This is a genomic window from Capnocytophaga sp. oral taxon 332 str. F0381, from assembly GCF_000318275.2.
GTDB lineage: Bacteria > Bacteroidota > Bacteroidia > Flavobacteriales > Flavobacteriaceae > Capnocytophaga > Capnocytophaga bilenii.
Genome location: NZ_KB291269.1, coordinates 12247 through 27545 on the forward strand (window position 1 = coordinate 12247; position 15299 = coordinate 27545).

The 15299-nt window shown below is 36.4% G+C and carries 14 protein-coding genes; 2 read left to right on the forward strand and 12 right to left on the reverse strand.

What is annotated here, in order from left to right:
• Positions 1 to 25 precede the first annotated feature (25 nt).
• The gene (gene recO / locus HMPREF9075_RS02180) at positions 26 to 748 is read right to left on the reverse strand and encodes a DNA repair protein RecO (protein WP_009414860.1); all 723 of its coding nucleotides are present in this window, start codon (positions 746 to 748) and stop codon (positions 26 to 28) included.
• A 65-nt stretch (positions 749 to 813) separates the two neighbouring features.
• Here recO and rlmD point away from each other — a divergent pair, with 65 nt between their 5' ends.
• Positions 814 to 2220 (forward strand): 23S rRNA (uracil(1939)-C(5))-methyltransferase RlmD, encoded by a 1407-nt coding sequence (gene rlmD / locus HMPREF9075_RS02185; RefSeq protein WP_009414861.1) that lies wholly within the window; start codon positions 814 to 816, stop codon positions 2218 to 2220.
• Between the two features lie 3 nt (positions 2221 to 2223).
• On the opposite strand, the gene HMPREF9075_RS02190 is transcribed toward rlmD, so the two are convergent.
• Positions 2224 to 2778, reverse strand: coding sequence for an L-threonylcarbamoyladenylate synthase (locus HMPREF9075_RS02190; RefSeq protein WP_009414862.1), 555 nt, complete (start codon positions 2776 to 2778; stop codon positions 2224 to 2226).
• Positions 2779 to 2820: 42 nt separating this feature from the next.
• On the opposite strand from HMPREF9075_RS02190, the gene HMPREF9075_RS02195 reads away from it, so the two are divergent.
• Positions 2821 to 5010, forward strand: coding sequence for an FUSC family membrane protein (locus HMPREF9075_RS02195; RefSeq protein WP_009414863.1), 2190 nt, complete (start codon positions 2821 to 2823; stop codon positions 5008 to 5010).
• Here the strand turns inward: HMPREF9075_RS02195 and HMPREF9075_RS02200 are convergent.
• From HMPREF9075_RS02200 to HMPREF9075_RS02245, 10 genes are all read right to left on the reverse strand, one after another.
• Entirely contained in the window at positions 5005 to 5571 is a 567-nt protein-coding gene (locus HMPREF9075_RS02200; protein WP_034556556.1) for an NfeD family protein, read from the reverse strand. The two genes, HMPREF9075_RS02195 and HMPREF9075_RS02200, sit on opposite strands and share 6 nt — an antisense overlap.
• A gap of 24 nt (positions 5572 to 5595) precedes the next feature.
• Positions 5596 to 8388: a hypothetical protein gene (locus HMPREF9075_RS02205; RefSeq protein ID WP_009414865.1), complete on the reverse strand. Its 2793-nt coding sequence runs from the start codon at positions 8386 to 8388 to the stop codon at positions 5596 to 5598.
• Positions 8389 to 8554: 166 nt separating this feature from the next.
• Positions 8555 to 9076 carry a 50S ribosomal protein L9 gene (gene rplI / locus HMPREF9075_RS02210; RefSeq protein WP_009414866.1) on the reverse strand — a complete coding sequence of 174 codons (522 nt, stop codon included), beginning with the start codon at positions 9074 to 9076 and terminating at the stop codon, positions 8555 to 8557.
• Positions 9077 to 9093: 17 nt separating this feature from the next.
• On the reverse strand, positions 9094 to 9372 hold the full coding sequence (gene rpsR / locus HMPREF9075_RS02215) for a 30S ribosomal protein S18 (protein ID WP_009414867.1): 279 nt from the start codon (positions 9370 to 9372) through the stop codon (positions 9094 to 9096).
• 4 nt (positions 9373 to 9376) lie between these two features.
• Positions 9377 to 9718: a 30S ribosomal protein S6 gene (gene rpsF / locus HMPREF9075_RS02220; RefSeq protein WP_009414868.1), complete on the reverse strand. Its 342-nt coding sequence runs from the start codon at positions 9716 to 9718 to the stop codon at positions 9377 to 9379.
• Between the two features lie 120 nt (positions 9719 to 9838).
• Positions 9839 to 11191: a pitrilysin family protein gene (locus HMPREF9075_RS02225; RefSeq protein WP_009414869.1), complete on the reverse strand. Its 1353-nt coding sequence runs from the start codon at positions 11189 to 11191 to the stop codon at positions 9839 to 9841.
• 20 nt (positions 11192 to 11211) lie between these two features.
• A complete protein-coding gene (locus HMPREF9075_RS02230) occupies positions 11212 to 12477 on the reverse strand; it encodes a pitrilysin family protein (protein ID WP_009414870.1) in 1266 nt (421 codons plus the stop codon).
• 76 nt (positions 12478 to 12553) lie between these two features.
• Positions 12554 to 13906, reverse strand: a complete 1353-nt coding sequence (locus HMPREF9075_RS02235) for a TlpA disulfide reductase family protein (protein ID WP_009414871.1) — start codon at positions 13904 to 13906, stop codon at positions 12554 to 12556.
• Between the two features lie 201 nt (positions 13907 to 14107).
• Complete coding sequence (locus HMPREF9075_RS02240) at positions 14108 to 14701, reverse strand: nitroreductase family protein (RefSeq protein WP_009414872.1); 594 nt, start codon at positions 14699 to 14701, stop codon at positions 14108 to 14110.
• Between the two features lie 136 nt (positions 14702 to 14837).
• The gene (locus tag HMPREF9075_RS02245) at positions 14838 to 15230 is read right to left on the reverse strand and encodes a hypothetical protein (RefSeq protein WP_009414873.1); all 393 of its coding nucleotides are present in this window, start codon (positions 15228 to 15230) and stop codon (positions 14838 to 14840) included.
• Positions 15231 to 15299 lie beyond the last annotated feature (69 nt).

A 15299-nucleotide genomic window follows, 5' to 3' on the forward strand; every position in this document is an offset into this window, starting at 1 on the left:
TTAGACTTTTTGGACAGCCTCTTCCTTATTGAAATAGGGTTTGTAATACTTCTAACGACTTTATTTTCTTAAAGTTGGGATAGTGCCATTGGTAATATTTCAACAGCTGATGTAACAAAGCATTGCGCTCTTCGCGAGTGCTGCTGAGGGTAGCTAAAAAATTGGTATCAGTAGTTAAAATATCTTTGAACAAGATGAGGGGTCTCCCTGAAATGCAATGTAAGGTTTCAGTAGTAGCAAAAACACCTTCTTCTATATTGAAAAAAGGCAAATGCGTTTGAGAAGTATCGGGGTAAAAACCGAGAAGATTGGTGAGCTGGGTAAGGAATTTGAGGGTAAAATGAGGATTGAAAGGTGATTGGTCAAAAAGCTGCAGTTGCTTTGCTAAAAAGTTGAAAAGGGGAGCATCGGGTGTACCTGCGGGACATACTATCGTACAGATTTCGGCAAGAAAAATACAAATAGTGCTTTTGTAAATATCGGTATGCAGCGAATGATAAGGGTGGACTATTTTAGCTTCTTTTATATAGCCTAATTGCTGAGTGTCCTTGTGAGTAGCAACTAATTCTAACTGTGTAAAAGGCTGAAAAAGAGCTGCCTTTAGAAACTTCTTCTTAGGCGATAATACACCTTTAAGCAAATAGCTACAAGTGCCATAAGCAGGGGTAAAACATCTTACAATGAGGCTATTATCACTATATTTTGCACTTGAAAGCACTATAGCGTTGTATTTTTCGTATTTTTCCATTACCAAACATTAGTTGGCACAAAAGTACAAAATAATTCATAATTTATTCGTATCTTTGCACCCGAATGAAAAAGAACAAGAATATAATCATAGAAAATGTAACCGTAATAGATGCGGGAGCTAAAGGCAAAAGTGTAGCCAAAGCGCCTGATGGGCGAGTTATATTTATAAGCAATGCAGTTCCTGGTGATGTGGTAGATGTACAAACTACTAAAAAGAAATCGGCTTATTACGAGGGGCAGGCTATTAAATATCACCAACTATCAAAACAACGTGTTGCGCCTATATGTAAACACTTTGGCTATTGTGGGGGATGCAAATGGCAGAATATGAGCTACGAAAGTCAGCTGTATTACAAGCAAAAAGAGGTGGAGAACAATCTTGTGCGCTTGGGACGGATTGAGATACCTGAATTGATGCCTATAATAGGTTCAGACGATATCTATTACTACCGAAATAAGATGGAATTTTCTTTTTCGGATATGCGTTGGCTTACGCCTGAAGAAATAAAAAATGCTGACGAGATAGAAAATCGGAATGGTTTGGGTTTTCACATATCAGGAGCTTGGGATAAGGTATTGGACATTGATGAATGCCACCTACAAGCTGATCCTTCTAATGCTATAAGACAGGAAATTAAGCGGTTTGCATTGGTACATAATATGGCATTCTACAGCCCCAGACAGCAAATGGGGTTCTTGCGCTCAATGATGATACGAATAACGAGTACTGATGAAATAATGCTCGTGATTCAGTTTTACAAAGAAGACAAAGAAAAAAGAGAGTTGCTATTGCAACATATTGCGGATACATTCCCTCAAATAACTTCGCTGCAATATTGTATCAATAGCAAAGGTAATGATGCTATTTACGACCAAGAGCTGATATGCTACAAGGGGAAAGATTGTATTTACGAAGAAATGGAGGGGCTGCGTTTTAAAATCAATGCAAAGTCATTTTACCAAACTAACTCTAAACAGGCTTACAAACTTTATGAAGTGGCTCGTAATTTTGCTGACTTAAAAGGTGATGAGCTTGTATATGACCTCTATACAGGTACGGGAACTATTGCTCAGTTTGTAGCTAAAAAGGCTAAGAAAGTAGTAGGAGTAGAAGCTGTTCCTGAAGCTATTGCCGATGCGAAAGCAAATGCTCTTGCTAATGGTATAAGTAATGTTACTTTTTATGTGGGAGATATGAAGAATGTATTCAATGATGACTTTATAGCTGCCAATGGAACTCCTGATGTAATCATTACCGACCCTCCTCGTGATGGTATGCATAAAGATGTTGTAGCCCAAATACTGCAAATAGCTCCTGAAAAAATTGTGTATGTGAGCTGTAATAGTGCTACCCAAGCGCGAGACCTTGCACTTATGGACGAACTATATAAAGTTACCAAGGTACAGCCTGTGGATATGTTTCCGCAAACGTACCACGTGGAAAATGTAGTACTTTTAGAAAGACGATAATTTTTAATCACGTAGAATAATAAGCTCTCCGCTGGCATCAAAACTGATAAGGCGCGAGGGCTTTTTTATAGTGGTATCCTCTTGCTTATAAGGCACTATATAATCACATTGGGCGATAATTTCGGGACTTATTTGCTTGTAATATTTAGGGGTGGGTGCTCCGCTGATGTTGGCAGAAGTGGAAATGATGGGTTTGCCAAAATCATTGATAAGCTGCTGGCAGAAATTATCTTGCACAATGCGAATGGCTACAGAACCATCGGCTGCAATGGCATTAGGTGCTAACTTCTGTGCTTGTGGATAAATAATGGTTGTGGGGTGATGTGGCACTTGAAGATAGGCCAAGGCGCTAACAGGAATAGTAGCTACATATTCTTGCAACATACTAAGGTTGCTCACCAAGACTATAAGGCTTTTGCTCTCACTACGCTGCTTGATTTGGTATATTCGGGCTACAGCATCGGGATTGGTAGCATCACAGCCTAAGCCCCATACTGTATCGGTGGGGTATAATAGTATTTTGCCTTCTTTTAATATTTGGGTTGTAGGGATTGTCATTTGCAATTAGTTTTGTAATTTTGCGGCGAATATACACAAAAAATGCGAAACAATATTATTTCTTTCTTTAAAAGTTTTTCATTCTTCAAAGGTTGCATCAAAACTATTGCCGTATTAGTGCCTCTTGGTATTGGCAATTGGTGTGACCGCTTGGATATTGGAGTGCCTATAGCCTTGAGTGTTGTGGCTATTTCTCCTAGCGATATTCCTGGTAATAGAAGGCATTTATACGGCGGGCTGCTGATAGCTACTCTGCTGTGTATGTTCAGTAGTGCTATGGTAAATCTTACAGAGCCTTACCCGTATTTGCTATTGCCTACAATGTTTGTTCTTACATTTTTTAATGCTTACATCTCACTCTATGGACAGCGAGCTACAATGGTGTCGTTTGCGGGACTCTTTGGGATTGCTTCTACTTTGGCACATTTGCAAACAGGGTGGAATATAGCTTTATATTGTAGTTATATACTCTTAGGAAGTGTATGGTATAGCTTACTTGCCTACCTGATGCTGAAAATACGTCCGCGCTTGTATAGCGAGCAGTTATTAGGGAAGTGCTTTGCGCTCACCTCTCAATTTTTTGCCACTCGTGCTGATTTGCTTACAGCAACAGATCGTACTCAAGGACTTAGCAAACTTATTAATCTGCAAACCAACCTAAACGAAAACTATGAAAAACTACGCGATGAAGTGCTCGACTCACGTAGCAAAACAGGAAAAACAGATTACTTACAACGACAATTCTTGATGTTTATTGAATTGGTAGATATTTTTGAATTGGCTTTAGCTAATCCTGTGCAATACGAAAAAGTAGAAAAAGAATTTGCTGAACATAAGGAGTATCTAAATATATATGCTTCATTTCTGAAGGAGTTAGCCAAGCAATTACAGCAAATGTCAGAATATATAGGTTCGCGCAAACCTATCACGCTAAATAATCAGTTAGAAACACTGCTCCAACAAGCACAACAAGAGAATGAAGCCTTAAAAAAAGCGGTAGCTACCGCTGCAGATAAAGAACGCTTACTGATGTTGCGTAACTTCTATATTTACATAGAATGCCAATACAATTCTATAAAAAATATCCAGTTGATATTTGAAAATTATTACAATAAGGAAGCAGGAGTACGTGATGAAAGTACATATAGGAAGTTTGTAAGCTATCAAAACTATTCGTGGCGAAGACTTAAAGACCATATTTCGCTAAAATCTACCTTTTTTAGGCATGCTTTACGGCTTTCTGTTGTAGTTATTATAGGGTATCTCATCGGTATTATATTTCCTTTGAATAATGCTTATTGGATTATTCTTACTATCTTCATCATTATGCGCCCAGGTTTTGGGATTACTAAAGAACGCTCGCTCAATAGGGCTTATGGTACTATTATAGGCGGGGTGGTATCATTTGCAGCTATTTATCTCCTCCCCTACCCCAGCTTGTACCTTTATATTGCTATTATATGTATGCCTATTGCCTTCGGACTCATACAGGAAAATTATATGTATGCCTCTGTATTCATTACCATTACAGCTATTTTTATTTTTGCACTCATCAATCCTGATATTTATACTCTTATTTACGATAGATTACTTGATACAGTCATAGGAGTAGTTCTATCATTTTCATCTAATTATCTACTCTTACCTACTTGGGAACACAATAGCTATAAAGAGGCTATAACCAAATCAATAGAAGCTAATATTGGGTATTTAATAGAAGTGAAAGAAATTTTCAATACTGAAGAAGGTATTACTACTGCTTACAAAGTATCGCGTAAAGAAGCTGTTTTGGCTCTTTCTAACCTCAATACTACATTCCAACGAATGTTACAAGAGCCTAACTTTATGCAATACAAAAATCCTGCTGTATATGGTATTATTGTTATCCAGCAATCGTTTTTGGCTACAGTTGCTTCTTTAGGTATTCGGCTAAATAGCAAACGTATTACTTTTCCTAAAGCTGTTTTCAATGAGGCTATTGATAATCTTATACAGTTACAGCAACATTCTTTGTTACTACTCTCAAAAAAAGACACTACTATTAGCAATCATTACAAAACAGCTATCGACCATCTTAGCGCATCTGTAAAAGAAATCACAACTAATGCCAATAAAGAAAAAACTGCTCCCATATCAATGCGTGAAACACAATTCTATTGGGAACAGTTTAATTACTTATTTGGATTATCCAAGAACTTAGAGCAAGCTGCAAAACAAATCAGCTCTTTATAAGCGCTCTACAAACAAAATATTATCTTCTATAGCTGTTACTTTCACCTTTATACTTGTAGGGATAGCTTCTTCATCAGTCATAGCATCCAATTCGTGTATAGCCCCACGCACACTAAGCATTACTTTTCCTGTACCTTTCCTTCGTGAAGGTATAGGTACATACACTTCGGCAGCTTTGCCTATAGCTTCTTTTAGTTTAAAAGTATTATCTTCCGAAAGACGCATCAGAGCCCTGATTATAAGAAAAAACAAATAAATAAAAAGCGCACCTACTAATATTGCCGTTATAATTAGTACTATTGGATTAGTAATAATTTTATAGAAAGATATCCCCGTCCAGCTAAATCCCAACAGAAAATTCATTAAGTTGCGAAATGAGAACAACTGAAATGGGGTATCCCCTCCGTCAAAATCACCATCAAAGTCGGCTGAAGTACCATCTGAAGCATCGCTTCCCATAAAAGTAAGTACCATTTGGATAATAAAAACAATCGTAACTGGTATTGCTACCATCCAAAACCCCTTAAGGAGTACATCAAGGTTATTAAAAGCTTCTATCATATACATCATAATTTAGTTAATATTCTATTGTATAGTTTTAGGATCTACACCTGTATCTATAATAGCTTGGCGAATGTTTGCAAATGTCTTCAAATTAGCTTTCCCTTTCACCAAATTATAATTATTATTCTTTTTTAAGTAATTAATAAGGTTTGATTGACCTCCAAAACTCGAAGTCTTTATATTATCTATAGAAGTGCCATTCTTTAGTGCTGTAAAAAATATACTATATTGGTTTATGCGCTCTTCTATTTCTTTACGTTCTTGGTTTAGTTCATATTGTACCAAGCTCCAATCCTTACTGTCCAGCTTCTTAATATTTGCCTTTACTCTATTTACTACCTCTTCTGAACAGCCTAGCAAATTAAATCGCTTCAAGTCTGTAACCACCTCATTAGTAAGGGTAGGATTTGAAGCTACAGGTTTAGGAGTATTTCTAATACGCCTTGTAATAGTTTTTGATTCACGAGGTTCATCAAGAGGTGATGAAGCCCTGTTTTCTTTAGCAGGTATAGGTACAGCTGCAGGTAGTTCATTAGGAATTGTAGGCACACTTGCTTTCCTTTGCGTCTCACTATTTCTTGGTGTAGTACTCGCCATAGCTTTAGGGGTTGTTGGCTGTTGTACCGCTTCAGTCGCTACAGTACCCTCTTGTGTTGTATCACCTCCACCCTCTTCACGTGCTTTAGTCTGTTCTATAATTTGCTGCAAATCATTCTGATAGCCTAATAATTCATCACCACCTCCTTTTAAGTACGGACTCAATATACTATCCACTTGCTCACTATTATATGCCGAATAATCAAAATTTTTCAAGAAATTATCCCATACAGCTTTCTCATACTCAGATCGTAACCCCTCTGTGATAAAATTGCGCTTTCTCGCTTCAGCCAAGAACAAAGTCCCTTTAGGGTCTGCGTGCGTTTCTTTCCATTGACTTACATTGAAAAGAAAATACCGCGCAGGCGAAAGCACCTCTATTTTAAGTGTATCTTTAGTATCATTCGCTACCATCTGCGCCAAGTTACTCAGCTGCGTTTGGCTAAGTACCAAAGTATCCTTTCCTTCCTCATCAAAATCAAGTACCAACTTTGTCTCTGCTATAGGGAAACTCTTCTTTAAGCGTATATACACATCATCAATTTCATAAGTACGCTCATCTATTTTTGTTAAGAAACTGATATTTTTAATCTTACTATCCGATGAAAACATCACATAAGCCTTTACAGGGTCTTTCAGCATTGGAAGTATAAACCAATACCCTACCCCTATCAGTAATAGTACAAATACAATAATAGATGCTATTTTAAGCCATAAAAAACGAGATTTAGGAGCCACTACCTCATCATCTTCCAAACTCTCATCTATTACCGATAATTGCTTATTATCATTTGTAGGACTTTGAGATGCTATCATTTGAGGGTTAAAATTCTTAGCCGCAACATCAAAGTTTATCTCCCCACTTTTTGATATATTGATTACCCGCTTTGTTTCCTGATTTTCAAACTCAAAATGATATAAGTGCTCAGGCAATACTATATCAATAGGTGCATCACTATGCAGTGTATTACTAAACAATATACTATTAATTTTAAGCGTAATTGTAGCCTTTTTCTTAGAAACTATTGTAAAATGATATTTCTCAAAGCCAACCATTAGTGGCTCACGATCGTCCACCATATAGTTACTCTTAAAAACAATACCATTATAGTTCAAACTAAAAATATTATGAGCCTCCTCACCTTTCAGCAAAAAGTAATATCCTTTGCTATCACTATTTGTCTTTACCTTAAAATTATTACTTTCTAATGACAAAAAGGAAACGTATTTCGCATACTCCTTTTGTGTTGCTTGCACATACACCTTAAATGTCTTATCTGCAAACGTAATATTATCTAAAGCATAACCATCTTGTGTTTTCTTAAAAACACCCTTTTTAACCCCTTTTTTCAGTGTATCGTGAAAAGAAAACATCTCCTGATAACGCGACTTTTCCAACAACAACTCAATCATATCATCTTCAGAAAAAGCCTCATTTTTATAGGTAAAACTCACATCTTTACCATTTTTCATAAATGCTAATATTTTCAAATTAGCATCTCCCAATGAAAAACGAGACACTTCAGTAGTAGATTTTGTTGTCGCCGAAGGTTTAGCTGTTGTATCCTGTTGCTGTAGAGTATATTCAGGAAAAAGAAAATCAATACTATAAGCACGAGGGTCATCTACAAATTCCTTGCGCAAAAACACCACATCTTGAACGTCACTAAACTCAGGCTGATAGGGCATATTAAAGTACTTATCCACTTCATAAAGGTCTCTATAAGTAAATACCTTAGGCGAATAAGGTAATTGCAATACACACGACCTTGCTTCAGGATCATCTATCAGCTGCCGCTCATAACTCCTCAGCAAATTAAAATAAGGATATATATCTTCTTTTACGTTTAGCTGAGGCATATTTGTTTGGTAATCAATATGCTCAGCAAAGTACATATCCATTAACAAGTTGAGCACTAAGCGCACCCCCCGCCATTGTAAAAAATGAGGTATGTACAATGAAATAGCTATAAACACACCACTCTGCCCATTCACCTCTTTAGACGAACGATATTGTGTATATATCTTGTAATTTTGAGTAAATTGCAAAGTATAAAAATCCACACGTGGTGTATGAATACGTATAAAAGCACTTATATCTTTTAGACGGTCTCTTACTTCCTGAGCCTGAAAATTAACGCCCTGCGAAGCCAATACTTTGCACCCCTGTTTATAGCCCCAAATTGTAAGCCCTATAGTATTAATCTTAGAATCCATTGCTGAGTTAGTTTCTAAACTTAGGTACAAAAGTACAATTATTTTTTGAAACAATCAAATTTTTATGTATAAAAAAACACCTACAAAGAAAAATTCTTCGCAGGTGTCCAAAAATTATAATTGATATGAACTATTTGCTTTTTGTAATTTATTAGTTTTCAGTACCTTATTCTGCACTTGCTTCAGGTTGTGCTGCTGCAGGAGCTTCTGGCTTTCCAGCAGGTTTATTTTCCTCTTTTGCAACTTCAGCAGCTACTTCAAATGGAAAATCAACCACTACATCACGATGCAAACGAATAGCCGCTGTATATTTACCAGTGCGTTTGATACTATTACCAGCTATTGAAATAAACTTCTTATCAATACTGTGCCCTAATTTTTCTAATTCCTCAGCAAGATGAGCATTGTTTATAGAACCAAACAATTTATCTCCTGAACCCACTTTGGCTACTATTTTCATAGTAAGTGCCAATAAGTTTTTAGCTGTCTTCTTAGCCTCTTCTACTATGTGTTGTTCTTTGTAAGCTTTTTGCTTTAAGTTTTCAGCCAACACTTTTTTTGCTGAAGAAGTAGCCAAAATAGCATACCCTTGCGGGATTAGGTAGTTACGCCCGTAGCCATTCTTCACTGTAACTACGTCGTCTTTAAAACCTAAGTTATGTACGTCTTGTTTTAATATAATTTCCATATTTCTCTACTCCTTTTTTATTTTAATAAATCGGCTACATAAGGCATTAATGCCAAATGGCGAGCTCTTTTCACAGCTGTAGCCACTTTACGTTGAAATTTAAGCGAAGTACCTGTAAGACGGCGAGGCAACAACTTACCTTGCTCATTTACAAACTTCAACAAGAAATCAGGATCTTTGTAATCTATATACTTAATACCTGATTTTTTAAAGCGACAATACTTCTTTTGTTTTGATGTGTCGATGTTTAACGGAGTAAGATATTTTATATCTCCTTTTTTTTGTTCTACTGCCATTTTCTTACGCTTTTTTAGTGTTTAGTTTTGCTCTTCTTTTTTCAGCCCAAGCAATTGCATCTTTGTCAAGCTTTACAGTTAGGTAACGCATTACACGCTCATCACGTCTGAACTCAAGTTCAAAAGGCTCAATCGCTTCACCAGCCACCTTAAATTCAAAGAGGTGGTAAAATCCGCTCTTTTTGTTTTGAATTGGGTAAGCCAACTTTTTAAGCCCCCAGTTCTCTTTTGCTACAAATTCTGCCCCCCTTGAAGTAAGAAAATTTTCAAACTTTTCTACTGCTTCCTTTATCTGTGTTTCAGATAAAACGGGATTCAAAATGAAAACAGTTTCGTATTGATTCATAAATAAAATGATTTAAATTGGCTGCAAAATTACAACATTCTTCACAACCTACCAAATATTTCTTTACTTTTTTCTGCAAAAATATTTTTAATAATACACAAGTGATTAACAATCAAATATTTATATTTTATTAGCATATTTATCGTATTCATATAAAGGTATTGCTTGTCCCCTTTGTGTAAGCTTTTTTAAGTCTGCTTTTATTTCAAAAGCTTTCCCCACCACTATGATTCTGAAATTATACAACGTATAGTAATGGTTTGCTACTCGCAATACATCTTCTTTAGTAACCGCCTCTATATTAGCTATATAATTTTTGTAAAAATCAGCAGGCAAATTGCATACTTTTATATTGATAGCGTAATTTGCAATAGTTTGCAGACGTTCTGTAGCCAGTATAAACTGCCCCAAATACTGCGCCTTAGCTTGTGCAAGTGCTTCATCTGTCACATATTCTGTGCGAATACGCTCCACTTCTTTCAGCACCTCAGCTATGGCTGGTGCAGTAACTGCATTGCCCACTTTCGTTTTGATAGAGAATACCCCTTTTGTCCATTTATCAGTTTTGAATGTTGAAAAAGCCCCATACGTATACCCGTTAGCTTCCCGTAAATTCATATTGATATAACTACCAAAATCACCTCCCAAAATACTATTGGCTACAAGCAGCGCAAAATAGTCTTTATCTTTCATAGAAAGTTCTATTAGGTTACTAACTCGTACTTCCGATTGCACCGCAGTGGGTAAATCTATCAAATCTATTTGGGTAGTAGGCACATTTATAGGTTCATAAAGAGGTTTATGGGTAATCGTTACCGCTTCCCACTTACCAAAATATTCTGTTACTAAAGCAATCACCTCTTTAGCCTGTACCTCACCTGCTATTACCAAATAAGCATTATTAGGCACAAAGTGTTTGTGATACTGCTCTTTTATATCTTCAAGAGTAATAGCAGCTATTTTTTCTTCAGTAGTATATTCACCATAAGGGTGCAAAAGCGTGTAGCACAACGCCTTCCCTACTCGTTTCATTATAGCTTCGGCATTATTGTCGTTTGCTCTAATACTTTGTATGAGTCGTGCTTTTTCTTTTGCCAATTCCTCTTCACTAAAATGAGGGTGCAAGGCAGCATCAGCTATCAACTCCAATACCCTACCAAAATATTTTGACAGTGTACGCCCCATCACACCATTAGGCATTATACTTATATCTGCCGCTAAATAATCTATCTCTTCGTTAAAATCATCTTTACTGATAGTTGTAGAGCCATTCCCTGCCAAAAGTGATATCAGCTCAAACACTCCTTTTTTATCCCCTTCAAGAGTAGGTTGTTCATCAAAAGAAAGCCGAATGCTCACCTGTGGCAAGCGGTTATTTTCTACAATTAGTAGTGTAAGCCCATTGGGCAATATATGGGTAATAGGCTCTCCAAGATCTATGACAGGTGCTGCCGAAGGCTGTGGTTGTTTCATTTATTGTTAGTTTTATTTGTTTATTCTTCAGTAGCAGGCAAATAATCAAGGTCTAAACGCTGGTGCGCCCCCAAATATTGTCGTGCTGCCTCTCGTATATCTTCACGTGTAACAGAACGATACATAGCTATTGTATTGTTAATAGCGTGCGTATCTTTATAAAACAGATAACTATCAGCAAGGGCAAGAGCAATACTCTCCATATTTGTTAGTCCACTTACAAACTGCATTTCTATTTGGTTTTGTAGTTTTTCATATTCTCTTTCACTGATGAGTTCTGTTTGCAATTTCACTATTTCTTCATCCATCTGCTCAGCAAGTTGTGCTAAGCTTACCCCCTCCATAGGCAGTGCTCCCATTATATACACACCATAATCTTCTTGCGCATCCGAAAACGCCAATACCTGCAACGCTGTTTTCTCCTCATCAATCATCTTTTTATAAAGGCGTGCACTCTTGCCGTCAGTAAGTAAATAAGCTATTAAGTCAAGCGTGTAAGCATCTTTATGAGCCATTGCAGGCGTACGATAAGCATATAGTTTTAAAGGTATTTGTATGTTATTATCGTATTCTGTAGCCTTAATAGTTTGGGTAATAGGTAGTTCTTCCACCTTAATAGGTTTCTTTTTATCAGCTGTATTAGGAATATTAGCAAAGTACTTTGCAATCCACTCTTTGGCAGTAGCTTCCTGAAAATCACCCGCCACTACCAATACTGCATTGTTAGGATTGTAAAATCGTTTTTTGAAAAGTACAAATTCATCAAGGGTTGCAGCATCCAAATGAGCCGTCTCGCCAATTACCGTTCCTTTATAGGGGTGTTGCCCAAAAAGATAGCGATTAATAGCCTCCCTATACATTATCCGTCCGTAAGGCGCATTATCTATACGCTGACTTTTTTCTTCTTTCACTACCGAATTTTGTGTGCTTACCCCTATTTCATTAATAATGGGGTGCAACAAACGCTCTGCCTCCATCCATAAAGCAAGTTCCAAATTATTGGCAGGAAATACCTCATAAAAGTAAGTTTTATCTTGAGTAGTAAAAGCATTGTTATGACCGCCATTAGCTGATACAATATCAAACCATTTGCCTCTACTTATGTTTTTAGTTCCTTCAAAGAGCAAATGTTCAAAAAAATGAGCAAAGCCTGTGCGTTCAGGCTGTTCATCTTTAGCTCCCACGTGATACATCATCCCTACAGTAACCACAGGTGCTGTACTATCGGGGTAAAGTATTACGTGCAAACCATTAGCCAAGTCATATTCAGTAAAAGAAAGTGTCATTTATTAGAAAAGTGATTATTATGAAAATAAAGAAAGGGTGCTACGTATTGCGCACCCTTTCAGAAAATATATTTTATTACAAATTAGCGTTGATAAGTTCTTTAATTTTAGCATTTGAAGGACGTGGCGCCGCAATATCTATAATTTTACCATCCTTGCTTATCAAGAAGAAACGTGGGATACTAGTAATGTCATTATTAGTTACAAATTCACCTTGAGTAACCAAGTTAAGATGAAGTTGCAAACCTTCCATCTTTTTCTCAGCTACCATTTTTTTCCATTCTTCTTTATCTCTGTCTACTGATAAGCTTACAAAAACAACATCTTTACCTTTATATTCCTCTTGCAATGCTTTCATAGCAGGTATTTCTTCCACACAAGGGTCGCACCAAGTAGCCCATACATCTACATATACTAATTTTCCTTTCAAGCTGTTGTAGTTCACAGGCTTTCCATTGATATCCTCTCCTTCAAAACCTGAAAACTCTGTCCCTGGTTTTGTTTTTTCTAAACCAGCGATACGTCTGTCCAATTCTTTAAGAGCCATACTATCTTTCACTACTGCTTTGATAGCATCTATAAGCAAAGCATTCGTTTCAGCATTATTAGAAGCCGATACCGCAGTAATAAAATAACGAGTAAGTCCTTCTCTGATGTTATCAGATTTCAATCCTTTTACATAATCAATAGTCTTAGCCCAAGTCTCAGCACCTTCACCTTCAAACATATTGAATAAGTGAGTAGCTACCAATTCTTTATACGTTCTAAAGGTATTGTAATCTTCTTTGTTGTCATAATCTATTTTTGCAATTTCGTCAGCAAACTCTTTAGGGAGTTTTACCTCCTCTTGAGTATAGCGCAAGTGAGCTTTTTCATAAATAGATTTGATGTGTGCGAGCTCGTAGTTAATAGATTTTTCTTCTTTTTTTACAAAATCACTTGATAAGTTCTTTGTATTTTTAAGAAAATCAGTATACTTTTTGCCATAATCCTCTACGCCCTTTTTAAAATCCTCTACGCCTTTTTTAAACAAGTCCTCCAAGCCATTTTGCAACTCTATAGATAGATCAAATTTTTTGCGCAAATAAGCTGTGGCAACAGTATCTTTACCTGCCAATTTTATGCTCAAAGGCATTTTGGTAACGTCTATATTCACGGCTAATTCGTCACCTTGTGCCAAGTACATAGGCAATTCAATTCCTTGAGGGTTAAAAAGCACATAGTAGTTATCAGGTGCTTTGATAGTATCTTTAAAAGTACCGTCTGGCTGCACTTTTATAGTCTTATCCACATCGCCCCCAATGAGTCTCAGTTCCAAAGGAGCACCGTTTAAACCGTCAAATTTACCCGACAGCAGTGCATAATCAGCTCGCTTAGAGCAAGCCCAAAAGCCTAAAGAGGCTAACGACAAAATAAATAGTTTTTTCATTATGATTAAATATTTCTGACGGCAAAGGTATAAAATAATTTTGAATTACAAATTATGAATTTTAAATTATTTTTTAGAAACGTACTATCCCCTGCCAGTTTATAAAGATATATTTTCACATCAACTATACCTGCTCGCCTACTTTCCTTCAGTTACAAAGAACAGCCACTTTTAGTTATTACGTGTCGCACCACGATCTAATTAGCGTATTTCTACCACTTCTTCAAGCAGAAGTCTCCTTTTAGGCGTTTTGCTGGGGTGGTTAGTATCGGCTTCACTGTGATAACCTACCGCTAATGCAAGTACCGCTTTACAACCTTTTACTTGCAGTTTTTGAGTGTAATAAAGGGTATCAATACCTTCCATAGGGGTAGCATCAATCCCCTCTGCACCACAAGCGGCTATAAAGAAACCTGCTGCCAAATACACTTGTTTTTGGAACCAAGCTTTAGCTCTTTCTTCATCACCCGCTTTTACACTTTCGTAATAATCTACTATAGGTTGTGGCTGATGAGCTTTGAAATAGGTTTCAAAGGCTGCTATATCATCGTAAGCAAAAAATACGATGAGGTGACTGGCATCTTTTACTTTCTGTTCATTGAAGAACGAATGTGCAGCCAAGTCGGCTTTAAGGGCTTCATCACCTATGATAGTAAATTTCCAAGGCTGACTATTTACTGAGGAAGGAGCTAAACGGAGTATCTCTGCCAACTCCTTAATTTTAGCCTCACTTATCTTCTGGTTGCGATAAGCTTTAGCAGCATATCTCTTTTGTGCGATTTCTAAAAAATTCATATAGTTTTATTTTAAATTATTTATTGAGGTGTCTATTTAGCTACATACTAATTGACTTTGGGAAACGGGAGAACGTTCTACAATTCTTTTCATTAATTTGTTAAAGATAGTATCTTTATTTTGTGAACGATTAATTCTAAAAAGATTGTTTTTTTCTATATTTACGTATAAGTCTCTTTATAAAATGATGTAATTCTTGTGATTCATAAAAATCAGTGCAAAGATAACAAATATAATTAGCTTGCTCATCATATAGCCAAGCAGGAGGTGGTGGACCTTTATAATATTTATCAGTTTTTTCCTCTGTATAAAATCTTACTTCATCCATTAATTCATTAGATATTTTCTTCACTTCAAATATGTATGATGCAGTATAATCGTGAGTATTACATATACTATCTGCCAAATGATAGTTACGCCCAATACAATAGTAGAGTGCATACCTTTTTAACTCTTTTAGTGTATTCTGAGCAACTATAAAATTAGTTGTAAATGAAAGTAATACTATTATTTTTATTTTAATTCCCATAATTTTATTAAATCAGTTTGAGCTATTTTATCTTTTTTACCCCTGCTGGCGCGAGCTTGTAGCTCGTGC